39 protein-coding genes are annotated in these 24,484 nt (G+C 29.0%); 4 read left to right on the forward strand and 35 right to left on the reverse strand.

Features of this window, described 5'->3' with window-relative positions; translation table 11 throughout:
* Positions 1-82: 82 nt before the first annotated feature.
* From IC218_RS12455 to IC218_RS12585, 27 genes are all read right to left on the reverse strand, one after another.
* A complete protein-coding gene (locus IC218_RS12455) occupies positions 83-937 on the reverse strand; it encodes an ORF6C domain-containing protein (protein ID WP_227824572.1) in 855 nt (284 codons plus the stop codon).
* Between the two features lie 101 nt (positions 938-1,038).
* Positions 1,039-1,446: a RusA family crossover junction endodeoxyribonuclease gene (locus IC218_RS12460; protein ID WP_227824573.1), complete on the reverse strand. Its 408-nt coding sequence runs from the start codon at positions 1,444-1,446 to the stop codon at positions 1,039-1,041.
* Between the two features lie 9 nt (positions 1,447-1,455).
* The gene (locus tag IC218_RS12465; RefSeq protein ID WP_227824574.1) at positions 1,456-1,758 is read right to left on the reverse strand and encodes a hypothetical protein; all 303 of its coding nucleotides are present in this window, start codon (positions 1,756-1,758) and stop codon (positions 1,456-1,458) included.
* A 21-nt stretch (positions 1,759-1,779) separates the two neighbouring features.
* Positions 1,780-1,995: a DUF3850 domain-containing protein gene (locus tag IC218_RS12470; RefSeq protein ID WP_227824575.1), complete on the reverse strand. Its 216-nt coding sequence runs from the start codon at positions 1,993-1,995 to the stop codon at positions 1,780-1,782.
* Positions 1,996-2,013: 18 nt separating this feature from the next.
* Positions 2,014-2,253 (reverse strand): hypothetical protein, encoded by a 240-nt coding sequence (locus IC218_RS12475; protein WP_227824576.1) that lies wholly within the window; start codon positions 2,251-2,253, stop codon positions 2,014-2,016.
* Positions 2,254-2,266: 13 nt separating this feature from the next.
* Positions 2,267-2,461, reverse strand: coding sequence for a hypothetical protein (locus IC218_RS12480; protein ID WP_227482694.1), 195 nt, complete (start codon positions 2,459-2,461; stop codon positions 2,267-2,269).
* A 251-nt stretch (positions 2,462-2,712) separates the two neighbouring features.
* Positions 2,713-2,964, reverse strand: coding sequence for a hypothetical protein (locus IC218_RS12485; protein ID WP_227824577.1), 252 nt, complete (start codon positions 2,962-2,964; stop codon positions 2,713-2,715).
* Positions 2,965-3,077: 113 nt separating this feature from the next.
* The gene (locus IC218_RS12490; RefSeq protein ID WP_227824578.1) at positions 3,078-3,245 is read right to left on the reverse strand and encodes a hypothetical protein; all 168 of its coding nucleotides are present in this window, start codon (positions 3,243-3,245) and stop codon (positions 3,078-3,080) included.
* 19 nt (positions 3,246-3,264) lie between these two features.
* A complete protein-coding gene (locus IC218_RS12495; protein ID WP_227483508.1) occupies positions 3,265-3,555 on the reverse strand; it encodes a hypothetical protein in 291 nt (96 codons plus the stop codon).
* A 94-nt stretch (positions 3,556-3,649) separates the two neighbouring features.
* The gene (locus IC218_RS12500; protein ID WP_227482701.1) at positions 3,650-4,003 is read right to left on the reverse strand and encodes a hypothetical protein; all 354 of its coding nucleotides are present in this window, start codon (positions 4,001-4,003) and stop codon (positions 3,650-3,652) included.
* Complete coding sequence (locus tag IC218_RS12505) at positions 4,003-4,167, reverse strand: hypothetical protein (protein ID WP_227824579.1); 165 nt, start codon at positions 4,165-4,167, stop codon at positions 4,003-4,005. The genes IC218_RS12500 and IC218_RS12505 overlap by 1 nt, the downstream gene beginning before the upstream one ends.
* Complete coding sequence (locus tag IC218_RS12510) at positions 4,160-4,318, reverse strand: hypothetical protein (RefSeq protein WP_227824580.1); 159 nt, start codon at positions 4,316-4,318, stop codon at positions 4,160-4,162. The genes IC218_RS12505 and IC218_RS12510 overlap by 8 nt, the downstream gene beginning before the upstream one ends.
* Before the next feature lie 61 nt (positions 4,319-4,379).
* Positions 4,380-4,649: a hypothetical protein gene (locus IC218_RS12515; RefSeq protein WP_227824581.1), complete on the reverse strand. Its 270-nt coding sequence runs from the start codon at positions 4,647-4,649 to the stop codon at positions 4,380-4,382.
* Positions 4,649-4,837, reverse strand: coding sequence for a hypothetical protein (locus IC218_RS12520; RefSeq protein WP_227824582.1), 189 nt, complete (start codon positions 4,835-4,837; stop codon positions 4,649-4,651). The genes IC218_RS12515 and IC218_RS12520 overlap by 1 nt, the downstream gene beginning before the upstream one ends.
* Entirely contained in the window at positions 4,837-5,010 is a 174-nt protein-coding gene (locus IC218_RS12525; RefSeq protein ID WP_227824583.1) for a DUF3797 domain-containing protein, read from the reverse strand. The genes IC218_RS12520 and IC218_RS12525 overlap by 1 nt, the downstream gene beginning before the upstream one ends.
* Entirely contained in the window at positions 5,007-5,147 is a 141-nt protein-coding gene (locus tag IC218_RS12530; RefSeq protein ID WP_227482706.1) for a hypothetical protein, read from the reverse strand. The genes IC218_RS12525 and IC218_RS12530 overlap by 4 nt, the downstream gene beginning before the upstream one ends.
* Positions 5,116-5,496: an NUMOD1 domain-containing DNA-binding protein gene (locus tag IC218_RS12535; RefSeq protein WP_227824584.1), complete on the reverse strand. Its 381-nt coding sequence runs from the start codon at positions 5,494-5,496 to the stop codon at positions 5,116-5,118. Before IC218_RS12535 ends, IC218_RS12530 begins: the two co-directional genes overlap by 32 nt.
* Before the next feature lie 3 nt (positions 5,497-5,499).
* Positions 5,500-6,210: a YopX family protein gene (locus IC218_RS12540; RefSeq protein WP_227824585.1), complete on the reverse strand. Its 711-nt coding sequence runs from the start codon at positions 6,208-6,210 to the stop codon at positions 5,500-5,502.
* A 66-nt stretch (positions 6,211-6,276) separates the two neighbouring features.
* Positions 6,277-7,158 (reverse strand): DnaD domain protein, encoded by an 882-nt coding sequence (locus IC218_RS12545; RefSeq protein WP_227824586.1) that lies wholly within the window; start codon positions 7,156-7,158, stop codon positions 6,277-6,279.
* Positions 7,159-7,172: 14 nt separating this feature from the next.
* The gene (locus IC218_RS12550) at positions 7,173-7,790 is read right to left on the reverse strand and encodes an ERF family protein (protein WP_227824587.1); all 618 of its coding nucleotides are present in this window, start codon (positions 7,788-7,790) and stop codon (positions 7,173-7,175) included.
* Positions 7,780-8,058: a hypothetical protein gene (locus tag IC218_RS12555; protein ID WP_227824588.1), complete on the reverse strand. Its 279-nt coding sequence runs from the start codon at positions 8,056-8,058 to the stop codon at positions 7,780-7,782. The genes IC218_RS12550 and IC218_RS12555 overlap by 11 nt, the downstream gene beginning before the upstream one ends.
* Positions 8,059-8,137: 79 nt before the next feature.
* Positions 8,138-8,452, reverse strand: a complete 315-nt coding sequence (locus IC218_RS12560; protein ID WP_227824589.1) for a hypothetical protein — start codon at positions 8,450-8,452, stop codon at positions 8,138-8,140.
* Between the two features lie 12 nt (positions 8,453-8,464).
* The gene (locus tag IC218_RS12565; protein WP_227824590.1) at positions 8,465-8,692 is read right to left on the reverse strand and encodes a hypothetical protein; all 228 of its coding nucleotides are present in this window, start codon (positions 8,690-8,692) and stop codon (positions 8,465-8,467) included.
* A gap of 134 nt (positions 8,693-8,826) precedes the next feature.
* Positions 8,827-9,183, reverse strand: coding sequence for a helix-turn-helix domain-containing protein (locus IC218_RS12570; RefSeq protein WP_227824591.1), 357 nt, complete (start codon positions 9,181-9,183; stop codon positions 8,827-8,829).
* 123 nt (positions 9,184-9,306) lie between these two features.
* Positions 9,307-10,125: a Rha family transcriptional regulator gene (locus IC218_RS12575; protein ID WP_227824592.1), complete on the reverse strand. Its 819-nt coding sequence runs from the start codon at positions 10,123-10,125 to the stop codon at positions 9,307-9,309.
* Between the two features lie 2 nt (positions 10,126-10,127).
* Complete coding sequence (locus IC218_RS12580) at positions 10,128-10,586, reverse strand: helix-turn-helix domain-containing protein (protein WP_227824593.1); 459 nt, start codon at positions 10,584-10,586, stop codon at positions 10,128-10,130.
* Positions 10,587-10,647: 61 nt separating this feature from the next.
* Positions 10,648-10,839, reverse strand: coding sequence for a helix-turn-helix transcriptional regulator (locus IC218_RS12585; protein ID WP_167640219.1), 192 nt, complete (start codon positions 10,837-10,839; stop codon positions 10,648-10,650).
* A 165-nt stretch (positions 10,840-11,004) separates the two neighbouring features.
* Between IC218_RS12585 and IC218_RS12590 the strand changes: the two genes are divergently transcribed.
* The gene (locus tag IC218_RS12590; RefSeq protein ID WP_107613007.1) at positions 11,005-11,370 is read left to right on the forward strand and encodes a helix-turn-helix domain-containing protein; all 366 of its coding nucleotides are present in this window, start codon (positions 11,005-11,007) and stop codon (positions 11,368-11,370) included.
* Between the two features lie 46 nt (positions 11,371-11,416).
* Here IC218_RS12590 and IC218_RS12595 read toward each other — a convergent pair whose 3' ends face one another.
* Entirely contained in the window at positions 11,417-11,557 is a 141-nt protein-coding gene (locus IC218_RS12595; RefSeq protein WP_159067252.1) for a hypothetical protein, read from the reverse strand.
* Positions 11,558-11,826: 269 nt separating this feature from the next.
* On the opposite strand from IC218_RS12595, the gene IC218_RS12600 reads away from it, so the two are divergent.
* From IC218_RS12600 to IC218_RS12610, 3 genes are all read left to right on the forward strand, one after another.
* Positions 11,827-12,048, forward strand: a complete 222-nt coding sequence (locus IC218_RS12600; protein WP_227824594.1) for a helix-turn-helix domain-containing protein — start codon at positions 11,827-11,829, stop codon at positions 12,046-12,048.
* A 49-nt stretch (positions 12,049-12,097) separates the two neighbouring features.
* On the forward strand, positions 12,098-12,313 hold the full coding sequence (locus tag IC218_RS12605) for a hypothetical protein (protein ID WP_227824595.1): 216 nt from the start codon (positions 12,098-12,100) through the stop codon (positions 12,311-12,313).
* Positions 12,314-12,463: 150 nt separating this feature from the next.
* Positions 12,464-13,594, forward strand: coding sequence for a site-specific integrase (locus IC218_RS12610; RefSeq protein ID WP_227824596.1), 1,131 nt, complete (start codon positions 12,464-12,466; stop codon positions 13,592-13,594).
* Between the two features lie 82 nt (positions 13,595-13,676).
* On the opposite strand, the gene rlmD is transcribed toward IC218_RS12610, so the two are convergent.
* From rlmD to IC218_RS12645, 7 genes are all read right to left on the reverse strand, one after another.
* The gene (rlmD, locus tag IC218_RS12615) at positions 13,677-15,035 is read right to left on the reverse strand and encodes a 23S rRNA (uracil(1939)-C(5))-methyltransferase RlmD (RefSeq protein WP_227824597.1); all 1,359 of its coding nucleotides are present in this window, start codon (positions 15,033-15,035) and stop codon (positions 13,677-13,679) included.
* Between the two features lie 174 nt (positions 15,036-15,209).
* On the reverse strand, positions 15,210-16,970 hold the full coding sequence (pyk, locus tag IC218_RS12620; protein WP_227481808.1) for a pyruvate kinase: 1,761 nt from the start codon (positions 16,968-16,970) through the stop codon (positions 15,210-15,212).
* A gap of 51 nt (positions 16,971-17,021) precedes the next feature.
* Positions 17,022-17,981 carry a 6-phosphofructokinase gene (pfkA, locus tag IC218_RS12625; protein WP_227435605.1) on the reverse strand — a complete coding sequence of 320 codons (960 nt, stop codon included), beginning with the start codon at positions 17,979-17,981 and terminating at the stop codon, positions 17,022-17,024.
* Between the two features lie 208 nt (positions 17,982-18,189).
* Complete coding sequence (locus IC218_RS12630) at positions 18,190-21,759, reverse strand: DNA polymerase III subunit alpha (RefSeq protein ID WP_227435603.1); 3,570 nt, start codon at positions 21,757-21,759, stop codon at positions 18,190-18,192.
* Between the two features lie 153 nt (positions 21,760-21,912).
* Entirely contained in the window at positions 21,913-22,863 is a 951-nt protein-coding gene (whiA, locus tag IC218_RS12635; protein WP_227435601.1) for a DNA-binding protein WhiA, read from the reverse strand.
* A 16-nt stretch (positions 22,864-22,879) separates the two neighbouring features.
* The gene (locus IC218_RS12640) at positions 22,880-23,305 is read right to left on the reverse strand and encodes an NUDIX hydrolase (RefSeq protein ID WP_003416968.1); all 426 of its coding nucleotides are present in this window, start codon (positions 23,303-23,305) and stop codon (positions 22,880-22,882) included.
* A 68-nt stretch (positions 23,306-23,373) separates the two neighbouring features.
* Positions 23,374-24,480, reverse strand: a complete 1,107-nt coding sequence (locus IC218_RS12645; RefSeq protein ID WP_227435600.1) for a gluconeogenesis factor YvcK family protein — start codon at positions 24,478-24,480, stop codon at positions 23,374-23,376.
* Positions 24,481-24,484: the final 4 nt, after the last annotated feature.

Below are 24,484 nucleotides of genomic sequence, written 5' to 3' on the forward strand. Positions count from 1 at the left end.
AGTGGAGTGTGAAAGCACTCCTTTTCTTTTTAATTAACCTATTGAAGGTTTTCCCCTTTAAAGAGGGAAAGTCTTCCCTGTCTTAACTTACTATTGATAATTGACTATTTAATAATCTTATTTCTTCTTCAAGAACTGTAGGTAGCTTATAATTATCTACTATTTCCAGTACCTTATCTAACTGACAACGCTTTATAGCCTTATAACTTTCTACTCCAAATTCTCGTTTAATTTGATGGTATATATCACTATAAACTTTGCCTCTTAGAGATTTATTTTTATAAGCCCTACTACCATGTCCACCAAGTGATTTTGTTGCTACTCTCTTAACTTCTTTAACAATACTCTCACACTCTATATTAAACAGTGGTGCATCATCCATAAAGTTTTCTAACTTCTCATTAACACTCTCTATTTTAGTTTCTAAGACTTCTTGTTTCTTATCTAGCATAAATATAGCTTGTAACTCCTTTGATGCACTTAAAAGAGGATTATTTAATTCTTTTCTCATAGAGAAATATCCATCAACTATTTTCTCGTATTGTTCCCAAGCCTTATCATCTTCCAGTATTTTAAGTAGCTTTGAATAACCTCTCTCAGATAACAAATAAATATTTCTTGACTGATTAAAAGATTGTTTACTATATCCAACATCTTCATAACCTAATCCTTTTGAAGGATTAGCCTTTAAATCACCTAGTCGTTCAGAACGACTCACTTTTAAATCTATAATATCTACATTTGTTTTAAATCTCTTTATATTACTATTAATTAGTTCATTTACATGTTTAAGTTCTCTATTATGTATCTCAGCTATATCCTTTACTAACATTGCTTTCTTGCCTTTTCCAAACCCACCCTCAATATCATGAAATTTCATTCCCTCAACTTCTAAAGTTCCAAGTACTATTATTTCTTTATTTATGTTTTCATTCATAGTCTATCTCTCCTTTATCATTTGATATATTCTTTATTTAGCTTTTTCACATTTTTATGAAAAACTAAGGACCTAATCTAACAAACGAATTTTTCCATTGGTTAAATAACATCTTCCAATACAACTTCAATCCTTGGCTTATCACTATAATACTTACTAGCTACTACCTCAACTATCTGTGTATCATCCTTATACGCTATCTCATTAAGTGCATCAGCCACAATCTTAACAACATTATCAATATCGGGTTTCTTACTAGGTCTTAACGCATTATTTCTTTTCTGCTCTTTAACCTTTTTACTATTACTTTTAGCTATAGAATAATAGCATCTTAAAGTCATTTTTATATAACCTTCAAAGTAATATTTAACTTTAGATTGATATAGCCACTTTATAAGATTCTCATAATCTTTAGTTTTATTAGGTGTATAGGTTCTTTTAGCGTAAGTATTCATTCTTGGTCTTTCTTTTCCGATTGGTTCTCCATCTATTGTAAAATTAATCTTCATTGCCTCTCCTTAATCCTCTATATAATAAAATTCCGCTTCTCCTACTTCACATTCATGAACTATCCAGTCGCGTGCTTTACTACTACTATAATAAATATAGTTAAATAAAAATTCCTTAATTTCATCTTTTTCAACTTCAACTTTAATCTTTGTTTTACAATTCTCACAATCATCCCTACTGCATCTATCACAATACATTTCAACCTTCATTAATTTACCTATTTCTTTTTTTAATAGTCTTAAGTTCTCTCTATCTTTTCTTAATTCATCTAAATCTTCTAGTGTTATAGTTGCTGTTGCAGATTCTAACATTTGCTCTTCCTCCTTAAATTCTTATTTTATTCCCAACTCAACATAACCATTTCCAAGGTTAACAAAATACTCAACTTCTTTGTTTACTTCAATTCCTGTAAATTTTTTATCTTTAAATGACTGTAATATAACTGTATCTCCCGCTTTAAAATCTGCTGTATGCTCTACTTCAATTTGTTTTTTATTCTTAATTACATCTTTAAAAGTACTAGAAGCTATCTGTAATTCATGTATCATAAGCTCACATCCCTTAATTTACTCAATTACTCTCATATTCACTTTTCCATTTTTAAAAAGTTTTATTTGATATTTTTTTCCACAATGAGGACAAGTAACTATCATTTTTTTAAACTTAACTAATGTGTAGAAATTCCTACCACATCCACCAAAACATTTACCTCCATTAAATATTTTAAATTCTCCATAGTCTCTATCTAACTCATCTGCTTCATCTCTATGTTCATTAACTATATATTTATATATCAAAGTATTCATTAAAAACACCTGCCTAATCTATTTCAATTTCGACTATAGCTCTGCTTAAAAGCTTCACATTATAATTTTCTTTTATATTTTCCTCATCTTTTTTAAAAGCTCTTGCTTCTTCTAAATCATTAAATATAGAGCTGTATATGTTCCCTTTTTCCCATTCTCTTGTTGTCTGCCAAGTCACTTTAAACTCTGTAATAACTATATTGACCACTCCTTTTTATAAGTCAAAGTAAGTCTATAGACTTTTAGTTTCATTAACAAACTTACCTTGACTATTTATTTTATTTTCTTAATTCCTTATAGTTTTCTTGACATATTTTATCCATATTTTCTTTGTATCTGCACCCTATGCACACATTACAAGTTATAAGCTTATTACTAATTACAAAGTCATAATTGGCACATCTTTCATCACATTTTTTATGAAGTATTCTTTTTTTAATTTGATTCTTTTATTCATACTTAACCCTCCCTTAGTTTCTCAATTATCTCAATTTCATCATCTGAAAACACCATACAAGATTCCCCATCACATTCACCATTTTCCCAATCTTTTTTAAATCGTTCATATTCATTTATATAACATCCAGTCCATTCATCTTGTTCTAAAAGATAATGTGCTTCCATTATTGTTTTTTCATCTTCCTCACTGCAATTAGCTAGACAATATTCATCTGCAAATTTAACTACAATCACTTCTAAACCATCAATCAAATTATAGTATCTAAGTGCATTTTTTAATCCTTCTTCTGAATAGTCAAAGTCTACGCTTTGTTTTTTTTATTTGTTCCAATGTTCTTTTAGTTTTAAGTTTTACTTTATAGATGCTAAGCATAATAAATATCCTCCAACCAATTTTTGTATGTTGTATCACAATCTTTGCTCTCACAATCTCTCTTATCATTTTTGCAACTACCACAAATCTCTTTCCTAAATTCCTTATATATTTCTCTTTCACCAAGATTCTTTGACTCGCACATTTCTTTATTAGTCATATGAGCACCTTCCAGCTTTCTAATTATCTCCTGTAATTTTAAGCAATACTTGTTTAACCTGCATAATTTCATCTTTAAATTCATCAAAACTTATCTCAATTTCTTTTCTTAACCATTCGTTCATAATTTCATCTTTAAAAACTATTGGAATTTCAGTTCCATCTTTACCAATAATCAAAACTTTTGCTTTTTCACATTCTTTTAGTTCTTTTAAATAAACATTTATTTCTTTTTCATCCATTTCAACTTTTTTCATTACTTCATCTACTGTTCCAAGTTTATTTAGTACAAAACTACCTTGATTTTTCATTTTAAATCCTCCTTTATTTCGTTTTTAAGAGTCACAAAATACTTCAACAGTATTTATATTAAGATACATTTTGCAACTCTCTAAACTGTTTTAATTAGATATTTTGCATATCTTCCATGTATTTACTTGTAAGTTTGCAAAGAACTTCATGCAATGCTCTTCTTGCTAATTCGAACTCTTCTTCTGTCGCTTCTTCATGTATGCTAAAATTTGTATATCCTTCTGTAAAATTAGAAAAAACTATTTTTATTACTCCATCTCCATGTGTTCCTGCATAAAGAAATTGACTTTGCTTATATGCATGCTCTTTTTTATGTTTCAATTCTTCATATTTCTCAATTTTTTTCGTTATATTTTCTTCTGTACGCTTTAATTGTTTATACTCCTCAAGTTTTTTTATTATATCCTCTCTTTCGCACTTTAATTGTTCATATTCTTCTTCATGCATTATTCTTCTACCTCCATATCAAGCCACTCTTTGCATCCAACAAAACAACTATAGATACAAGTCTCAATTTCATAAGCACAATACTCACAAACACAATCAGTACTCCCAAGAAAATCAGCTATTCCATCCTCATCCAAACTTTTTATCATTTCAAAATTAGTCATTCTTAACCTCCTCTTTATCTCTCAATAATTTACGAGCTTTTTCTTCATCATAACTGCAAATACTTCTACCATCACAATAATGGCAAAGTAATCTAGTATTTTTAGTAACAGTAGGAAACATTTTTTTACAAATATCTAATCTATCATCCATTCTTATACACCTCTTTTATTATCACAATTTTCACGCTCTTTTAAATTCAATCTATATGATTTTAATTAGATTCAATCTCTTTCATGTATTTTTCACATTCATCAATCGTATTACTAAAAAGCTTAATTAATTCTTTCTCAATATACCTTGCTATATGAATATTTTTATTTTTAATCTTAGGAAAATCATTATTAAAGTTCAGATTAATGTTGTTAAGTTCTCCTCCATATTTAAGTGCCTTTATAGCATCCTCCATTTGCCATTGCATTTCTCTAATACCTTCATATTCTCTAACTTTTGACCTCATTTCCAAAAATTCTTTATTTGTCATTATTTCTCAACTCCTAATCTAACTTTTAATATTCTATTTTCTTCTCTCAACTCATTGATTTCATTAAAAACATCTAAAAGTAACTTTGAATCAACTTCATCATTTTCATTTAAATTCAATCTATACTCATAAACTCTACCAGCTATAAAACTTCCTATTACTAATATCATACTAGCCAATATATTCATTAGATTTCATCCTTCCTATCATCAATTAATATATTAAACCCACAAGAACACTCCCTATAATATGTGTGTTCTTCAATTATTAACTTGCCTTCATCATTTCCAATCTTTTCATTACCACAATCAGGGCAATAGCAATATTTTTCTCCAAGTTTTATAATATCTTTTAATTTCATTTTTCTAACATCCCCTCACATTCATATCTACTTAATATTTTTATAGCTGTATCAATTGCTTTATTAATTGAACACTTTCTCTTATTTATTATCTTTTCAGCTAACTTAATTACTTGCTCTACATTTGCTAATACCATCTGTCACTCCTTGAATATATTCTGCTTTCCAACCTTCTCTAGTTACTCTATTATCTCTAGCTAAACAGCTAGCATAATCTCCACTAATTTTTAAATATTTACTTGCAGCCTTTGCACTTTTAAAAATCCTAACTTCTCCAGTTTCAATATTAAAAACTTTTATAGGTTTACTTTTTGTATCATTAGTTGGTTTTTTCCTTATTTTCTTGAATTTCGATTCATTAAGTTTCAGCTTTATTTTCTTACTTTCATTTGCTTTTCTTACTTTTCTTAAATTAAGCTCAAACATATCTTCTATATCAATAGTTTTTTCTAAAAACGTTCCTGCATCTACCCAAATTTTAGCCATATTCTACCACTCCAAATCTTTAAATATTATTTCATAGCTACACTCACCAGCTTCAATAAATATACCTCTTTCATCTTGATAAATATTTTCTACTCCAATAATTCTTAATTCTGAATTTTCAAAGAATAACTTACACATATTGCCTTCTCTTAAATCTCCAAAATCTATAAGACATTCTTTACCTGTTAAAAATGAAAATTCTTTTTCTCCTGTTTCAAAGTTAAAAACAATCACCAATTCCATAACTCTTAATCCTATTCCACAAATCTTACAATACCTTGCATCCTTACTTATATCTTCATTTCTGCATTGATAACAAACATTAATCTTATTTTTTCTTATCATCTCTAACATTCCAGTATTTTCATATATATTTCCGACAATTTCAATATCTAGACTTTCTTCAAATAAAGATATTTTTTCTTTTAGCAAATCATTTACAACAACAAATCTTCCATTTAAAAACTTAACTTCACACAAAAAGTCAGATTCATGTACTAAATCATTACATGAAACAATATCGCCCTCATATACTTCTCTTCCATGATAATCCTTCAAGCCTGTGTATATCATTGTTTCAATATTTTTATTGTTTGGCACAAAAACTCCATTACAAATCAATTTTTCTGTCAAGTTATTAGCTTGATGTATTAATTCATCATAACTATACATTTTTTGTAGTTTTTTAGCCCATTGTCTAAACTTTAATTCCATTTTTCAATCCTCCAATATATTTTTAACTTCTAGGAAGTAATATTGTATAATTACTCCCTAGATTATTTAACTGAACTTCTCCTTCTGACTTTTCTTAATAATGTCGTCTAGCTCATCCTCTGAATACTTAGTAAATGTTTGTTCAAAGTTAGCAAACTTATTTTTACTTTTACTAGGAGCATTGGCAACTTTATTATTAGACTGTTTCTTCTCCTGCCTACTCTTTTTCTTCCTCTCGAATTCATTTTGATACTCTGTAAGTTCTAAACTAGTTTTTACACCTGCTTCTATCCAGTTGCTTAAGATTGTCTTTACATATCTATAGTTCTTAACTCCACTCCCTACAGCTTCATCAATAGCCCTTATAATTACTTCTAACTCCATTCCATCATCTAGAAAGCCTAGTAACTCTAAAAAGTTGTTTGGAGTAATTACACCTATATATTTTTCAAAGTATTTTTTTATGTAGACAGTTTTATCTTGTTGAGGTTGTTCATTAATAACAATAGTAGTAACATCATTACTTACTTTAAAGTCATTACTTACTAGTTCCGTGTTTTCCGGTTTCCGAGAAACCCGGTTTCCGGGAAATCCGGTTTCCGGGAAATCAGTTTTTCGGGATTTTAGTTCTTGTGGATGTTCAAGTGGTATCTCATATACCTCATAATCATATCCTCCAAGCATCTTATTAGTCCTAGTATCTCTACAAGGTTTTCTTGTTATATATCCATTTTCTATAAGTTCCCTTAAAATATTTGCTGTAGAATCTCTACCGTTTTTGCTCCTTTTATATAGGTCATTAACATAAATTTTCCAATGGTCTGGCTTACTAATCAGATATGAATGTAATCCTTTTGCTTGCCAACTTAGCTTCACATCATCCAAACAAGTTTTATTTAAAACTACATATGGATTATCTCTGTCTTTACTTACTCTTATAATTCCCACAATATCACCTGCCTTTATTGCTTCTTATTTTCATAAGCGTTGCATATTGAGTCATATTCTTCTTTAGTTAATTCCCTTATTTCTTTTCCATATCGTTTAAATACTTTATCTTTTAATTCATCTTTACCAACACCTGCACTATTAGCTATCGCATATACTCTACTTAATTGTTTATCTGTTAAAGTTTTGTTATTAGTACCTTTATTTTCTTGAGTATTCCTATTATAATTATTTTTAGCTGCTTCTTTTCCACTTACTGCGTCAAAACTATCATTCTCAGTTATGTTGAGTAACTGAATATATAAATATCTAGTTTGATAGGTTTCTATACCTCCTAGTGCTTGTAATTCATTAGAGCCTTTAAGTTGTAAGTCTCTCATTGGAGAAGTGAATATAATCTGTTCTGTGGGGTTTTCTCCATTAATCAACGTTAGTGTTGCATAGTCATTTGTAAAAACTACTATAGGGCATAATTTAGCTTCTTCAAGTAATTCAGTAGCTTGTGGCAAGAAGTCTGCTAACTCAAAATACTTGAAGTTAGCGAACTTATTCTCTCCACTTTTCTTTAGATTTAACTTACTGAACTTGACTCTTACATCCATCAATTTAATGTAAATATTATTAGTTTCCAATTCCACCACGCTCCATGTCCTTTATATTTCTTTTTAAAACACCTTCCCATCCATCTATATAGTCTCCATATAAACCATCTGATTTTTGCTTTTCTAAATCTTCTTTAAACTGCTCTATTGTCCAATTTTCTTTATGCCTTTTTATACAATATTCTAGTCCTGCAATACTTCCTAAAGCTTGTTCTGCTTCTATTCCTTCAAATCTAGTAAACTTTAATATAAATAATCTATCTTCTAAATCATTAATTATCTCATTTCTAGTTTTCATTTCTTCCCCCTTGTGCTATAATATAGCTATAATTTATTTGTATCTATTTTTGATTAGAGCCAGTCGTAATGGCTCTTTTCTATATCTGAACATCTATAGGTCTATCTCTTTCAATTTCTTCTAAAATTAATTGAAGTCTCTTGTAATCTTCACTTTCCTCATGTTCTTTTGATTTAATCTCTACATTTATACTTTCTAAAATATTTTCAACAGCATATTTTGCTCTTTGCCATGCAACTATTTCTCTTAGATAATCTCTCATGTGTGCATCATCTATTAAATCCCTGTCTTTGTTTCTAAGTTTCTCATAAAGCACACTATTTTTACTTATCTCTAATTCAGCTAAATCTAATTGTTTTTGCACCATTCTTTTTACATTGTTTAAACTCTCCATTAAATACACCCCCTAAAGTAACTTCTCAATTACATAATCATTGTTAATTGCATCTTCTATTGTTAAGTTCATTTCTTCTAAGCTTTTTAACTCTTTATCAAAGTAAATCAAATTCAACTCTCTTAAATAAGATTTAGTTATTATACAGTCGTTTACAATTTGTAGCCTTCTACAACTTACTCTTACTACATCACCTTCTATAAAAATATCTGGTTCAAAAGCTGTTAATTTTGCTTCCATAATTAATCCCCTCTCTTAAATTTCAGGTCCTCTTTGTTTGCATTCTTCCATATAAGCTACACACTCTACATAAATCTTGGTGTAGGTACTCTTTTATGTTTCTTGCAAAATCTTAGAAACCATCTTAGAGTCAATTAAATCACCCCCTTTCTGCTTTTAGCATCTTCTATTACCTCACTTAAATCTTTTCCTTTGCTTTGTTCTATAAAATCATCTAAATCATAACTCGCTATTTTCGTTGCTCTTTTATTTCGTATTACTGGAATTAAGCCTAAATCAATTAAATCTTTCAACGTTTCTTTACCTATATTTAATCTTTTTCTAACTTTTTCTTTTGGTATTAATTCGTTTGGATACCCTCTTTGCATTAATATAACTATTTTTTCTCTATCTGTTTTTTTCTCTATTTCTTGTTTTGCATTTTTTACTTCTTGTAGTATTATTGTTTTAATACTTTCATTAAAAAGCTCTCCAATATTTAAATTTTTCATATTAAATCACCACCATTTCAAGAATATTCTGTATTTATTGTTTATCAAGAAAGTTATAAAATAGTGCATCAAGCATGTATAATAAGTGATTATCTTTGTCTATTGTCTCTACCTCCATAATTTTTAACTTAATATTGATAATTGTTTTTGCCCCTCATAAGTATTATTCTTTTGTTTTATAACACCCAGTTTCAAAAGCTTTTCCATTATTTTGTCTATCCCTTTACTAGTTAAAAATGTCTTATAATCTTCTATTAACTCTCCTTGTTCTATATGTGTACCACTAGGTTTTCTTATAAATAATCCTTGTTCTACATATCTTGTATAAGGGCTATTATCTTTCTTTAAATACTCCACTTCTCTCAATAATTTATACATATTGTTTCTTCCATAACCTTTTATTGCTAGTGTCTTTGAAAAATCCTCTATTGTTGTAAGACCTTCATTATTTAAAAATCTTTCCCATTTCTCAACTTTAGGCTGTTGTAGTTGTATTATGTTGTCTTTTTTCTTAATTAAAGATTGATTTTCTTCTTGTTCTTTTATCCAACACTTAGCGCGTTCGATTGGGTCATCTATCATATAGCTACACTTTAGCTGTTGTTTCGATTCTTGTTCCATTTCTTCAAATTTTTTCGTATATGTTCCTGTAAATGCAGTTCCCTTTATTCCTGTCATTTTATTTGCTATAAAGTCACAACCTATTTTTGTTATTGCATAACATGGCTTTTCTCTTTTATAATCATCCAAGTAAGTATTTTCAATAAAATAATCAGATGGGTACAAATCTGTACTCATGTTTTTATTAGCTTCTTCCATCTGGTTTATATAGTTTCTTATATCTCTTAGTAAAATCTTGTGCTCCTTTTCAACCATTAAAGCTATATCTCTGCTATCAGTTGTTAGTTTATTGTTAACTTTTACTATTGTTAACTCTTTCATGTTTATACCTCCTTTTGAGTTTTCATATTTCTTGAAAATTTTAATTTTAAAATAGCTTCATATATACCTTCTAACTTTTCCATAACATCATTCCAAACTTCTTCTTCATCTTCATCAATCACATCATCTTCAACTATATCTATGAAATCATCTTCCTTTTTTAGGTAATCTTTGATTTCTTTATGCAACTTTAGAGTTATACTTGAAAGACTTTTCATTTCTAACTTTGGTAAAAACATTACTCCTGCTTCTGTAGTCCTTCTAACATGTTCATAACCTAATAAATTATTTCTATAAATAGAAACCATTTTTGATACTATAGCATTTGGTGGTATCCTTTTATCATTCTCATATGCTCTTAAACTCTCTACTGATATATCTAGTAGTTCAGATGCCTTTTCTTGTGTAAGACCAGTATTTTCTCTGCTTAATTGATATATATTTTGGTATTGATATGACATTTAAATTCCTCCCTTTAGGATGTATAATTAGTTTAATCATTTAAATATTTAAACGCTATGTTTAACTTATATCTAAAAAAATTTCTTCTAACTCAACACCAAATATTTTAGATATTTTGAAAGCATATTTTATTGGAAAACTTCGTTTATTATGTTCATACATAAAATATCTTTGGCGAGAAATTCCCAATAATTCAGCCATCTCAGTTTGAGTTAGGCCTTGATTTTCTCTAATAATTTTTAGTCTATTCATTTTTTTCACCTCTCTTTTTTAAACATATTGTTTAATATATTTATATTATATTCAAACACAACGTTTAAGTCAATACTTATTACAACATTTTGTTTAATTTTTTTAGTAAAATTTTTACCTATGATATACTATAGTAAACAAAATGTTTATTTTGGAGGTTTAAATATGACTTTTGGAAATAGATTGCGTAAACTAAGAGAAGATAATAATATTAAACAAGTTGAATTGGCAAAAGTATTTAATATAACAAGCCAAGCCTTGTCTCAATATGAAAGAGATTTAAGAATGCCTGATGCAGTTTTACTTGATAAACTTGCAACTTATTTTAATGTTTCTGTTGATTTTCTTTTAGGCAGAAACTTGAATACTTTATCAGAAGAAATAGATAATGAGATAAAAAAAATAGTTGATGCAATATTTGAATTAGATAAAGAAGATAGAGAAAGTATATTTAAAATAGCTGAATTAGATAAAGGAGATAGAGAAGCCATTTTGAAAATTCTTGATTCTTTAGATAATAAACAGAAATAAAAATACATTGAGTTGCATCCAATGTATTTTTATTTTTTTATTAACTTTAATAAAAATATATATTTTTAATCATTTTTTTATTTTTCATAAGAATCCTTATAATTTTCGTGAAATTTTCATAATCATTTTCGTCCTTTTCCCTTAACATTCTTATAATAGCAACAAGTCTTTCTTTATCATTTTGCATACTACCACCCCTTCTTTACTCCATACAAGAACTTACGTTCGCTAAAATAGTTAGAATCTTCCCTTTTTTAAAACTTAATTGAAAACCAAATAAAATTAAAACTGTCCTTTGAAATTACTCTTCTTATATTTACTTTATCTAGATAAAGTTATTTCTTAACTACATTCTAGCACAAATTTCCAACAAAAAGTGTGCGAATATTGCACATTTATTACAAGAAATTGCACAAACTAACATATATAAAATTATCTAAAAGGTAGGTTAAATATATGTTAAAAGAGTTACGAAAAAAGAAGAAATTAACACAAACAGAGTTAGCAAAAAGAGTTGGTTGTCATAGAAGTCAAATTTCTAGGTTGGAAAACAATGAGGATAAAGATTTAACTATCCCTATTCTTATAGAATTAGAAATCGCTTTAGAATTAGATGAAAAATATTTAGTAAATTATTTTGCTGATGAATATATTAAAAAAAGAAAATTATATAAATAATTCGAATGCTTCTATCAAATACTATTTTTAATATATAATATTATTTGAGGTGAATAAATTGAACTTAAATTTTAATAAAAATAAAAAACTTGAATTAAGTAAAGAAGAACTTGAATTAATTGAAAATTGGTTAGGTAATAAATATGCAGGAGATATGACGATACCTGCTATTGTTGACTTTTCTTTAGAAACTGATATTGAGTATGAAAAAATAGTTGTTTATTTGGCAGAAAAAGTACTGGGAACTCAAAATAAAAAACACTAAATATCTATATCTATAAAAAGCTGTTGATTATGAGGATGAATCTCTTTTATCAATAGTCTTTTTTATTTACTCTTAATTTTATTTATTTTGTTTAAACTTATATATGCTATTATATAATTATATAAAAAAGCTTTTGAGAGGAGAAATTTTATGAAAGGTGGCGTAAGAAAACGTGGTGAAAAATGGTATTACTACTTTGATTTAGGAACTATTAATGGCAAAAGAAAAAAGATAGAAAGAGTTGGTGGCAAAACTAAAAAAGAAGCTGAAAAAGCTTTAAGAGATGCAATAAATGAATTTGATAATGCTGGTGTTGTTTTTGATGAAAGTAACATAAGTTTATCAGACTACTTAGACTTTTGGTATAAAGAATATGTAATGCTAAATTGTAAATATAATACACAACAATATTATAAACAAACAATTGAAAACCATATAAAACCTGCACTTGGTGTTTACAAATTAAAAACAATAACTCCAACAATTTTGCAAAAATTTATAAATACTAAATATAGAGATGGGTTTAGTAAAAACTCAATTAATAATTTTTATACTGTACTAAGTACTTCTTTAAAATCTGCTGTGTATCCCTATAAATATATAAAAGAAAACCCTATGCAGTATGTTAAGATGCCAAAAATGAAACAAATAAAAGAACAGGAAACTTTAAAAATAATAAGCATAGAGGACTACAATAAAATATTAAATAGATTTCCTAAAGAGTCTAATTTTTATATCCCTTTACAAATCGGATTTTATACTGGTATGAGGATTGGAGAAGTTACAGCACTAAGATGGGATGATATAGACTTAGAAAATAAAACTATAAATGTTCGACATACTCTGATAGATAAGGGGAAGGGGCAATTTGAACTTGGTACTCCAAAAACTGCAAGTTCTCAAAGGATTATACATATTGGTGATAAACTAGTTAAGATACTAAAGGAACGCAAAAAATTTAACAAGGAAATGAAATTAAAATTAGGAGAATGGTATATTGATTCAAACTGGGTGTGTACTAAAGATAATGGGGAACATATAACAGCTAATAGTATAAAATATTTAAGTAGAGTTATAAATTATGAACTTGAAATAGATTTTAATTTTCATAGTTTAAGACATACACATGCTACAATGTTATTAGAAAATGGTGCTAATATAAAAGATATACAAAAACGACTTGGGCACAATAGAATATCAACTACAATGGACACTTATTCACATGTAACTGATAAAATGAAAAATGAGACTGTAGAGATTTTTGATAATATTGTAGACTAAATTTGCCACCGAAAACGCCTTACGGTGGCAAATCGGTGGCAAATACAATATATTATCAATATATTAATCTATATAAACGTTGCTATTGCTTGATTACCTTAGCTACAGTTTCCACATGTGTAGAATGAGGGAACATATCTACAGGTTGTGCCTCAATACATTTAAATCCATGCATATTTAGATAATTTAAATCCCTTGCTAAAGTAGAAGGATTACAAGAAACATAAACAATTCTCTCAGGATTCATTGAAACAATTGTCTCTAAAACCTTTTCGTCACAACCCTTTCTAGGTGGGTCTACAACTACAACATTAGCAGTCTTACCCTCACTATACATCTTAGGAACAACCTCTTCTGCCTTACCCACATAGAATTCAGCATTATGTATATTGTTTAATCTAGCATTTACCTTAGCATCTTTTATAGCATCTTCTATAATTTCTATTCCATAAACTTTTTTAGCCTTTTGCGCTAAAAATAAAGATATTGTACCTATACCACAATAAATATCAAAAACAGTATCAGTATCCTTTAAATCTGCATATTCAAGAGCTTTATCATATAATACCTTAGTTTGTATAGGATTTACTTGGAAAAATGACAATGGAGAAATCTCAAATACTAAATCTCCTATATAATCATTTATTTTACCATCTCCATACACAACTATATTCTCTTTTCCAAGAATGGCATTTGTATTTTTTTCATTTATATTTACAACTAAAGTCTTAAATCCAGGTATATTTTCCTCTAATACTGAAGCTAATTCTTTAAGATATGGAAGTCTGTTTCCATTAGCAACTAATACAACCATTACTTCTTTAGTTGTAAATCCAATTTTTGTCACCAAATGTCTAATTACTCCAGTCTGAGACTTTTCATCATATATGCTTACCTTATAAGCTCTTATATACGTTTTTATTATCTTAACAATTTTATCATTTAGTTCATGTTGTATTACACATTTTTCTGTCGATATTACATCGTGAGTCTTCTTTTTGTAAAAACCAATAATAGGAACTCCATTGTTCTTTTGTATTGGAAATTGAGCTTTATTTCTATATCTATATGGCTTCTCCATGCCTATAGTATCATGAACTACCACATCATCCAACTTACCTATTCTTGTAAGCACTTGTTTAACTTCATTTGTTTTCATTTCAAGTTGTTTATTATAGTCTAAATCTTGTATTTGGCACCCTCCACAATCCTTAAGATTGTCACTACACACTCTTTTTACTCTAAATGGAGACTTCTCTATTATTTCAACAATGTCTCCTACAGCATAATTTTTCTTGACCTTATTAATTTTAACTTTAACTTTATCTTGTATTAATCCGCCCTCTACAAAAACTGTAATACCATTGTACTTTCCAACGCCTACTCCAGCCTGTCCAATGTCTACTATATCTACAATATACATCTCGTTTTTTGAAAGCATAAATCACCCTCCAATCACTATATTAAATTTAAATTCTTACAAATTCTTTTCTTTAAATATATATTAAAATCTTGCTATTAACTAAACTATATTTTTTACTAAGCTACAATATTTTATTTTACCAAAAAAAAAGGAGCTTATAAAGCCCCTTGACAAAATAAATTTATTATTTTCTTATAAAACTCTAGTTGAACCTCTATATATTACACCTCTTGATGCATCCACTGTTACAACTTCTCCATCTTTTACTAGATTAGTTATATCATTTGCAGACACAATAACTGGTATATCTAAATTTATTCCTACGATAGCTGTATGTGATGTCATTCCACCATTTTCAGTTACTACAGCTCCTGCTTTCTCTATATAATTGTTCATTTCAGCATCAGTAGCTGTAGAAACTAATATATCTCCTTTATTGAAGTCTACACAAGTATCTCCATTTTTTATTATACGAACTTTACCTTCTACTGTTTGATTACCTACACCTATACCTTGAACAATTTCTTCACTTATTACATGAACCTTTATTAAGTTAGTAGTTCCGCTTACTCCTACTGGTACTCCAGCAGTTATAACCACTAGTTCTCCATTATCTATATAATCTGCTTGTCTAGCTGCTTCTATTGCTTTTTCTATAACTTCATCTGTATTTCCTGCAACAGAAGATTTAACTGGATAAACTCCCCATGTAAGAGCTAGTTTATTCATAGTTTTTTCATTATTTGTAGTAGCTATTATTGGAGATTTTGGTCTAAATTTAGACACCATTCTAGCAGTATAACCTGAAGAAGTAGATGTTATTATAGCTGATGCATCTAAATCTACAGCTGTTGTACAAGTAGCATGGCTTATTGCATCTGTTACTGTAACATTATTAGTACCATTTTCCTTTAACAATCTATCATAATCCAAAGTTTCTTCTGTTCTTTTTGCTATTGTAGCCATCATTTTTACAGCTTCTACAGGATATTTCCCAGCAGCAGTTTCTCCAGATAACATTATTGCATCTGTTCCATCATATATAGCATTAGCTACGTCTGTAACTTCTGCTCTTGTTGGTCTTGGATTTCTTATCATAGAATCAAGCATTTGTGTAGCAGTTACAACTGGTTTTGCTAATTCATTGCATTTTTTTATCATCATTTTCTGAACTATTGGCATTTCTTCAGTAGGTATTTCAACACCTAAATCACCTCTAGCTACCATTATACCATCAGAAACTTTTAATATTTCATCTAAGTTTTCTACACCTTCTTGATTTTCTATCTTAGATATAATTTGTATATCAGTTGCATTGTTATTTTCTAAAATTTCTCTTATTGCTAGTACATCAGATGCTTTCCTTACAAATGAGGCAGCTATATAGTCTATACCTTGGCTTATTCCAAATTCTATGTCGCTTATATCTTTAGGAGTTATTGCTGGTAAATTTATTTTTACACCAGGCACATTTACCCCTTTATGATTTTTTACTATTCCAGAATTTTCAACGATACATACTATATCTTCGCCATTTATTTCTTTTACTCTTAAACCAACTAAGCCATCATCTATTAGTATAGAATCTCCTACTTTAACATCTTCCGCAAGACCCTTATAACTTACTGTACATATTTCTTTAGTTCCTACAACATCTTTCATAGTTATAGTAAATTTTTGTCCTTCTTCTAAAGATACCTCTGGGTCTGCAAAATTACCTGTTCTAATTTCTGGACCTTTAGTGTCTAATAATATAGCAACTGGTTTATTTAGTTTTTCTCTAACTTTTTTTGCCATATCTATTCTTTCCTTGTGTTCTTCATGTGAACCATGGGAAAAGTTAAATCTGCACACATTTAGACCATTTTGCATAAGTTGAGTTAAAACTTCTTCACTTTGTGATGCTGGCCCTAGCGTACAAACAATTTTTGTTTTCTTTACATTATTTAACATATTTGCTCCTCCTGAAATATTATTTCACAGATTTATTTTAAATACTAAGATTTATATAGATAATATTTTTGCCATTTCATAAGCTTCTTTATCAAAAACCTTCTTTTGAGATAAAGCTTCACTTATTTCTAAGTCAATTATTTTGTTTTCTTTTATTCCGACAACTCTAGCTGACTTTCCATCTAGTAGTAATTCTACAGCTCTTACACCAAGTCTGCTTGCTAGTATTCTATCAAATACAGTTGGGCTTCCTCCTCTTTGAACATGACCTAATACAGTTACTCTTAAATCTGCTCCTGATTCTTTTTTAAGTTCCTTCTCTAAATCGCTAGCACTTCCAACTCCTTCTGCCAACACGATTATACTATGTCTCTTACCTCTTTTTTGAGTAGTCTTTAATCTTAAAGCAACTTCATCTACTTTAACCTCTACTTCTGGTACTATTATAGTTTCAGCTCCTCCTGCAAGACCTGCATATAAGGCTAAATCTCCACAGTGTCTTCCCATAACTTCTACTATATTAACTCTTTCATGAGATGATGATGTATCTCTTATTTTACCTATAGCATCTATAATAGTATTCATTGCAGTGTCAAATCCTATAGTGTAATCTGTATATGCTAAGTCATTATCTATAGTTCCTGGTATACCTATAGCTGGAAATCCTAAGTCACTAAGTTTTTGAGCTCCTGTAAATGAACCGTCTCCTCCAATTACTACTAAGCAGTCAATTTTATACTTTTTAAGAATTTTTACTGCCTTTAATCTACCTTCTTCTGTTTTGAATTCTTCACATCTAGAAGATTTTAATATAGTTCCTCCTCTGTGTATAATATCCCCAACAGAAGATAAGTTCATTTCAGTTAAATCTTCTTCCAACAATCCCTTATATCCTCTATTGATTCCATATACTTTGCATCCATAATATATTGCTGACCTTACAACCGCTCTAATTGCAGCATTCATTCCTGGAGCATCTCCTCCACTTGTTAGTAATCCTATAGTTTTCATTTTTTACCTCCTTGGATTTTATGTCAAATTTTTATTATAATCATTCTTATCACATCTTAATGGACTTTTTTCGTCCCTATATCATTTTTCAATCCCATCAAGACTAAAAAAATTAAATGTCCTTAAATGTCCATTTTGTGATATTATATCACAAAACGGACAATATTTTTCATATTATTATAATATATTTAGATTTTTATCCAAAAAATTAAGCTTTTATCTTTATGTTATCCTTAGGAAGTAATCTTTCTAAATTGTTTATAAATTCATCACATATAAAGGTGGATACTCCTGTCATTTTATATGCTTTGCGCTTACCATTTATATTTTCATCCATAGGATATAAGTATATACTGTCATTGCCTGGATATTGCTTTGCTATTTCTATAATATTGTAAGTTGTATCTGTGTCAGACATACTATCTATTTTTAAATACAGTTTTTTTCCACTTTCTAACTTCACATTTTGTACATTTTTAGTTCTTACTGAATTATATTTTTTAGCTTCAAAGTCAGTATTGTCTTTTATATCTTTTATTTCTCTAGCTATAAGTTTTGCATTTTCGCCTTCTTTTATACTTAATGTTCCTTTTACATAAATTATATTATCTTCGTTTAAAATAACATTATATTTTTGTAATAACTGAGGAAAAACTATTATTTCTATAGCACCATATAAATCTTCTAACTCAATAAATGCCATAATTTCATTTCTTTTTGTGGTTTTTATCGTTTTATTTACAATCATTCCACCCATTATTGCATCAGTTTCATTCATTTGTATATATGACTCTTCATCCTCTTTTAATGAATTTAACTTTCCATTATCTATAGATGTTTTTTCTTGTAATTCTTTTTCAAATTGCGATAAAGGATGCCCACTTACATACATTCCCAGAACTTCTTTTTCAAGATTAAGTTTCTCTCTTTCTTCATATTCTGGTCTTTTAGGTAAATTATATATTTGTTGAAAGTCACTATCTTCTTCACTATCTCCAAAAGCATCAAATAATGAAATTTGACCTTGAACATTTTTCTTTCTGTCCATAGAAACACTTTCTAATAAAGTTTCATAACCAGCCATCAGACTAGCTCTATTTTCACTTATATTATCAAAAGCTCCACATTTTATTAAGCTTTCTATTACTCTTTTATTTGTATCTTTTTGGTCTAATCTCTTAACTAAATCAACTAAGTCTATAAATAATCCCTTAGACTCTCTCTCATCAATTATATTATTTATTATATTTACACCAACATTTTTTACAGCAGCCAGACCAAATCTTATGTTGTCACCTTCAACCGAGAATTTTGAAAAACTTTTATTTATGTCTGGTGGCAACACATCTATATCTAATGCTTTACATTCTCTTATATATTCAACTACCTTATCAGTATTTCCCATAACACTAGTTATTAAAGCTGCCATAAACTCAACAGGATAATATGTTTTTAAATAAGCTGTCTCATATGCTAAAACTCCATATGCAGCTGCATGTGATTTATTAAATGCATAACGAGCAAAATCTATCATGTCATCAAATATTTTATTGGCTATTTCCTCTTCTACACCATTTCTAACACACCCTGCAATTTCTATGTTGCCATCTTCATCAAATTTCCCATGAATAAAATATTGTCTTTCTTCTTCCATTACATCCATTTTTTTCTTACTCATGGCTCTTCTAACCAAGTCACTACGACCATAACTATATCCACCTAAATCTCTAACAACTTGCATAACTTGTTCTTGATATACCAAACATCCATATGTAACTTCCATTATTGGTTTTAATTTCTCATGTAAGTATGTTACATCTTTTGGATTACTTTTATTTTTTATATACGCAGGTATAGAGTCCATTGGACCTGGTCTAAATAGGGATATTCCCGCTACAATATCTTCAAAATTATCTGGTTTCAGTTGTTTCATAAAACTTCTCATACCAGCACTTTCCAACTGAAACACTCCTAAAGTATTTCCAGATGAAAGCATTTCATATACCTTTGGATCATCATAGTCCATCTTTGAAAAATCTATATTTTCAGTGTAATTTTTTATTGTTCTATTCTTTTCTATTAAATCAAGTGCATCTCTTATAACTGTAAGTGTTCTTAATCCAAGAAAGTCCATCTTTAAAAGACCAAGTTCTTCAAGTGTTGTCATAGTAAATTGAGTTGTGATTGCATCTTGATGCTTGTACAGAGGTACATACTCATCTACAGGATTTTTGGATATAACAACTCCTGCTGCATGAGTGGAAGCATGTCTTAACATTCCCTCTATTTGCTTTGATATATTGATTATCTCTTTTGTTTCAGGGTCTTGGTCATATAAATCCTTAAGGTTTGGATTTGTATCTAATGCCTTATCTATAGTCATTCCTAAAGCAAATGGTATTTCTTTAGCTATCTTATCAACCTTATTGTAGCCTATATCTAATACTCTTCCAACATCTCTTATTGCGGCTTTTGCACCCATTGTTCCAAAAGTTATTATTTGTGCAACATGGTCATCACCATATTTTCGCTTTACATAGTCTATAACTTCTTCTCTTCTTTCATAGCAAAAATCTATATCTATATCTGGCATAGATATACGTTCTGGATTTAGAAAACGTTCAAATAGGAGAGAATATTTTATTGGGTCTATATCAGTTATCTTAAGTGTATATGCTACTATTGAACCTGCCGCACTACCTCTACCTGGTCCTACTATAATATTATTTTCTTTAGAGAAATTTATAAAGTCCCAAACTATTAAAAAGTATTCCACATAACCCATTTTTTCAATTACATCTAATTCATAGTTTAATCTATCTAGTATCTCACTATCAGGATTATCATATCTTTCTTTTAATCCATTAAAACACAACTCTCTTAAATAAGTTTCTGGTGTATATCCATCTGGAACATCATATTTAGGAAGATGTATAGTGTTAAAATCAAACTCTACATTACACATATCGGCTATTTTTACAGTATTATCAATAGCCTCTAGTGCATATGGGAATAACTCTTCCATTTCTTCTCTTGATTTCAGATAAAACTCATCACTTCCAAATCTCATTCTATTTGGGTCATTTACTGTTTTACCCATTTGAATACACATAAGAACATCATGTATTTTTGAATCTTCTTTATTTACATAGTGAACATCATTAGTAGCAACTAGTGGAATACCAGTCTCTTTTGATAATTTCACTAATCCAGAATTCACTTCTCTCTGTTCTGGTAAATTATGGTCTTGAATTTCTAAAAAGAAATTTTCTTCACCAAATATATCTTTGTAATCAATGGCAAACTTTTTTGCTTTTTCATAATTTCTATTCATCAAAGCACGTGCAACATCTCCTGCAAGACATGCAGAAAGTGCTACAATCCCTTCACAATGCTTTCTAAGTTCTTCCATATCGACTCTAGGCTTATAGTAGAAGCCTTCTACATATGAAGTTGAGACTATTTTTATCAAATTTTTATAGCCTTCCATATTCTTAGCTAACAAAACTAAATGTCCTTGATATTTATCATAATTAGGGTCTTTATCTCTTAATCCACGTGCAGCTGTATAAACTTCACACCCTATAATTGGTTTTATTCCTTCTTTTATAGCTGTTTTATAAAAATCTATAACACCAAACATACAGCCATGGTCAGTAATAGCAATTGAACTCATATTTAATTCTTTAGCTCTTTTTATAAGTTTTTTCACCCTCGAAAATCCATCAAGTAAACTATACTCGGTATGTACATGAAGATGAGCAAAATCTTTTTCCATTAAATCACCTCCTGTTTTATAAATTTAATTTTACCACAAATACATGTCTTAAAACAAAAACAGAGACTTTTATCTCAAAATAGGAATTAACTTCCACCTATAACCCTATATGTTGAAATTAATTCTTATTTTGAGATTGTCCCCTCAAATTTATTATAATGATTTTTTTTTCAAGTCTGTTGCGATTTCTTCTATTTTTCTAAGTCTATGATTGACACCAGATTTTCCTATTGGCGGGTCTAACATCTCTCCAAGCTCCTTGAGAGTCATATCTTCATACTCAATTCTAATCTTGGCTATTTCTTGTAAATTTTCTGGTAAGCTACTAATCCCTATAGTTTCTTGTATTAGTCTAATATTTTCTACTTGTCTTACGGCTGCATTTACTGTTTTAGAAAGGTTAGCTGTCTCGCAATTTACTATTCTGTTTACATTATTTCTCATTTCTTTTACTATTTTAGTATTTTGGAGACTTAAAAGAGCGTGGTGTCCTCCTATAATACTTAATAAATCGGATATTTGTTCACTCTCTTTAAGATAAACAACATAATTATTTTTTCTAGCCACAATTTTACTATTAAAGCCTAAAGAATTTATAAGTTCTTTTAATGAATCTGCAAAATCCTCATTGTTAGTTACAAATTCCATATGATAGTTTTTTTCTGGATCACTTATAGAACCTCCACCAAGAAAAGCTCCTCTTATAAAAGCTCTTTTACATCCCTCATGTTTAACCAAACTTTCTGGAACTCTATTTATAGTAAAAAATCCCTCTTTTTCTTCCAATACACCTAATTTTTTTAATAACATTTCTGAACCCATTTCACTTGTTACCATTAATACATAACTATTATTTCTCTTTAACATTTGATTTTTATTTACAGAAATTGTAGTATTTATGCTGAAATTCTTTTTTAATAACTTAAAGACTTTACGGGCTATTGAGTTTAATTCTGTTGTTATTTTTAAATTTAGTTTTTTATATCCAACAATTTGTATACTTCCCCCTGATTTAACTAGAGCTGACAGTTCAGCTATATTACAACATTCATTCTCAGATACAATTCTCGCTAGTTCATTTTTGGTTTCAGTTGAAAAAGACATATATATCACCCATTAACTAATTTTTCTTTAACCTTTTTTTTATTTCCTGTAAGGCAACCTTTATTATTTCCTTTTCATCATCATACCTAGCTAGGTCTACCACTCTATCTAGATGGATAAATTTAGCATCAATAAAGCCTTCCTCTTTTTGTGGAATAGTATCCATATTTTTTGCTTGCATTAAGTACCAAAAAACTGTTTTATGAACTGCTCTATTTTCATCCCAGTTTTCTTTGAATGTATAGTGTATTTCACCTAAATATTTCAATATATCTGCTTTTACTCCAGTTTCTTCGCTTACTTCACGTAATGCTGCCTCTTGGTTATTTTCCCCTTCTTCTACTTTTCCTTTGGGTAGCACCCAATCTCCATTGAACTTCCTTAGTAAAAGAATCGTATTGCCAAACAGGACTACACCACCAGCACTAACCTCTTCTCTCATCGATGTTCACTCCTTAAAACTAACATAATGATAAGGATTTCTACACTTTTTTTTAAAATCCTTTTTTACTAACTTTTGTTGTAATTATGATTTAGGGCTAACTCAATAACTATGTTAGATATATATTTTGCATCATGTCTTATATAATTATTTTTTATTTCAATCAAATTTTTTTCTACGGTTTTTATACCCATCTCTTTTAACTTATCTTTTTGTTTTTTATCTAGTAAAACCTGTTCTGCTCCATCTTGTTTATATAAATCAAGCATTCCTTCTGGCAATATTTCGTTATTTGCTATCACATAATCTATCAAATTATTGTCAGTATGCTTTATTATCGCATTAATATGTTCTAATACATTATATCCTTCTGTTTCCCCTGGTTGAGTCATTATATTTGATATATACACTTTTGGCGCTAGAGAGGCTTTAATGGCGTCTACAACACCATCTACAAGTAAGTTTGGTATTATACTAGTATATAAACTTCCAGGACCCATAATTATAATATCAGCATCATAAATAGATGCAATAACATCTCCTAATGGTTTAACATCTTTAGGATTTAAAAAAATCTCATCAATAGAACTTTTTTGATTTTTTGATTCTTCAGGTATACTAGATTCGCCATTTACTATTTCACCATTTTTTAATTTGGCAACTAAGTTTACATCTTCTAGTGTTACTGGCAAAACCCTACCTGTTATAGCAAAAATCTCACTTAATTTATACACAGCTTTTTCAAAGTTTCCATATAATCCATTCATAGCAGCTAAAAATAGATTCCCAAAACTTTGACCTTTTAAAAGTCCCTCTGTAAACCTATATTGCATAACTTCATTCATAGTTGGTTCTATATTTGCAAGTGCTAACAGGCAATTTCTTATATCTCCTGGTGGAAGCATTCCTAAGTCTTCTCTTAATACTCCTGAACCTCCACCATCATCAGCAACAGTAACAATCGCAGTTATATTCTGCGTAGAGTGTTTAAGCCCCCTCAGAAACACTGATTGACCAGTTCCTCCACCTATTACTACTACATTAGGGTCTCTATTTTCAATAACAGACCTCTGAAATAACCTTACTTTTTCATTCTTTGCTTTCTTATATATAAATAACGATACAATTAATGCAATCCAACCTAAAATTCCTACAATAATAAGTAATTTAGCCATGTTT

The organism is Clostridioides sp. ES-S-0005-03 (assembly GCF_020658455.1).
In the GTDB taxonomy this organism is placed as follows: Bacteria; Bacillota; Clostridia; order Peptostreptococcales; family Peptostreptococcaceae; genus Clostridioides.

Excerpts from the sequence above, each read along its gene's own strand:
- IC218_RS12455 (WP_227824572.1), bottom strand. The coding sequence starts at position 937 with ATGAATGAAAACATAAATAAAGAAATAATAGTACTTGGAACTTTAGAA.
- IC218_RS12460 (WP_227824573.1), bottom strand. The coding sequence starts at position 1,446 with ATGAAGATTAATTTTACAATAGATGGAGAACCAATCGGAAAAGAAAGA.
- IC218_RS12465 (WP_227824574.1), bottom strand. The coding sequence starts at position 1,758 with ATGTTAGAATCTGCAACAGCAACTATAACACTAGAAGATTTAGATGAA.
- IC218_RS12470 (WP_227824575.1), bottom strand. The coding sequence starts at position 1,995 with ATGATACATGAATTACAGATAGCTTCTAGTACTTTTAAAGATGTAATT.
- IC218_RS12475 (WP_227824576.1), bottom strand. The coding sequence starts at position 2,253 with ATGAATACTTTGATATATAAATATATAGTTAATGAACATAGAGATGAA.
- IC218_RS12490 (WP_227824578.1), bottom strand. The coding sequence starts at position 3,245 with ATGACTAATAAAGAAATGTGCGAGTCAAAGAATCTTGGTGAAAGAGAA.
- IC218_RS12495 (WP_227483508.1), bottom strand. The coding sequence starts at position 3,555 with ATGAAAAATCAAGGTAGTTTTGTACTAAATAAACTTGGAACAGTAGAT.
- IC218_RS12500 (WP_227482701.1), bottom strand. The coding sequence starts at position 4,003 with ATGCATGAAGAAGAATATGAACAATTAAAGTGCGAAAGAGAGGATATA.
- IC218_RS12505 (WP_227824579.1), bottom strand. The coding sequence starts at position 4,167 with ATGACTAATTTTGAAATGATAAAAAGTTTGGATGAGGATGGAATAGCT.
- IC218_RS12510 (WP_227824580.1), bottom strand. The coding sequence starts at position 4,318 with ATGGATGATAGATTAGATATTTGTAAAAAAATGTTTCCTACTGTTACT.
- IC218_RS12515 (WP_227824581.1), bottom strand. The coding sequence starts at position 4,649 with ATGACAAATAAAGAATTTTTGGAAATGAGGTCAAAAGTTAGAGAATAT.
- IC218_RS12520 (WP_227824582.1), bottom strand. The coding sequence starts at position 4,837 with ATGAATATATTGGCTAGTATGATATTAGTAATAGGAAGTTTTATAGCT.
- IC218_RS12525 (WP_227824583.1), bottom strand. The coding sequence starts at position 5,010 with ATGAAATTAAAAGATATTATAAAACTTGGAGAAAAATATTGCTATTGC.
- IC218_RS12530 (WP_227482706.1), bottom strand. The coding sequence starts at position 5,147 with ATGGTATTAGCAAATGTAGAGCAAGTAATTAAGTTAGCTGAAAAGATA.
- IC218_RS12535 (WP_227824584.1), bottom strand. The coding sequence starts at position 5,496 with ATGGCTAAAATTTGGGTAGATGCAGGAACGTTTTTAGAAAAAACTATT.
- IC218_RS12540 (WP_227824585.1), bottom strand. The coding sequence starts at position 6,210 with ATGGAATTAAAGTTTAGACAATGGGCTAAAAAACTACAAAAAATGTAT.
- IC218_RS12555 (WP_227824588.1), bottom strand. The coding sequence starts at position 8,058 with ATGAAAACTAGAAATGAGATAATTAATGATTTAGAAGATAGATTATTT.
- IC218_RS12560 (WP_227824589.1), bottom strand. The coding sequence starts at position 8,452 with ATGGAGAGTTTAAACAATGTAAAAAGAATGGTGCAAAAACAATTAGAT.
- IC218_RS12565 (WP_227824590.1), bottom strand. The coding sequence starts at position 8,692 with ATGGAAGCAAAATTAACAGCTTTTGAACCAGATATTTTTATAGAAGGT.
- IC218_RS12570 (WP_227824591.1), bottom strand. The coding sequence starts at position 9,183 with ATGAAAAATTTAAATATTGGAGAGCTTTTTAATGAAAGTATTAAAACA.
- IC218_RS12575 (WP_227824592.1), bottom strand. The coding sequence starts at position 10,125 with ATGAAAGAGTTAACAATAGTAAAAGTTAACAATAAACTAACAACTGAT.
- IC218_RS12580 (WP_227824593.1), bottom strand. The coding sequence starts at position 10,586 with ATGTCATATCAATACCAAAATATATATCAATTAAGCAGAGAAAATACT.
- IC218_RS12585 (WP_167640219.1), bottom strand. The coding sequence starts at position 10,839 with ATGAATAGACTAAAAATTATTAGAGAAAATCAAGGCCTAACTCAAACT.
- IC218_RS12590 (WP_107613007.1), top strand. The coding sequence starts at position 11,005 with ATGACTTTTGGAAATAGATTGCGTAAACTAAGAGAAGATAATAATATT.
- IC218_RS12595 (WP_159067252.1), bottom strand. The coding sequence starts at position 11,557 with ATGCAAAATGATAAAGAAAGACTTGTTGCTATTATAAGAATGTTAAGG.
- IC218_RS12600 (WP_227824594.1), top strand. The coding sequence starts at position 11,827 with ATGTTAAAAGAGTTACGAAAAAAGAAGAAATTAACACAAACAGAGTTA.
- IC218_RS12610 (WP_227824596.1), top strand. The coding sequence starts at position 12,464 with ATGAAAGGTGGCGTAAGAAAACGTGGTGAAAAATGGTATTACTACTTT.
- rlmD (WP_227824597.1), bottom strand. The coding sequence starts at position 15,035 with ATGCTTTCAAAAAACGAGATGTATATTGTAGATATAGTAGACATTGGA.
- pyk (WP_227481808.1), bottom strand. The coding sequence starts at position 16,970 with ATGTTAAATAATGTAAAGAAAACAAAAATTGTTTGTACGCTAGGGCCA.
- pfkA (WP_227435605.1), bottom strand. The coding sequence starts at position 17,981 with ATGAAAACTATAGGATTACTAACAAGTGGAGGAGATGCTCCAGGAATG.
- IC218_RS12630 (WP_227435603.1), bottom strand. The coding sequence starts at position 21,759 with ATGGAAAAAGATTTTGCTCATCTTCATGTACATACCGAGTATAGTTTA.
- whiA (WP_227435601.1), bottom strand. The coding sequence starts at position 22,863 with ATGTCTTTTTCAACTGAAACCAAAAATGAACTAGCGAGAATTGTATCT.
- IC218_RS12640 (WP_003416968.1), bottom strand. The coding sequence starts at position 23,305 with ATGAGAGAAGAGGTTAGTGCTGGTGGTGTAGTCCTGTTTGGCAATACG.
- IC218_RS12645 (WP_227435600.1), bottom strand. The coding sequence starts at position 24,480 with ATGGCTAAATTACTTATTATTGTAGGAATTTTAGGTTGGATTGCATTA.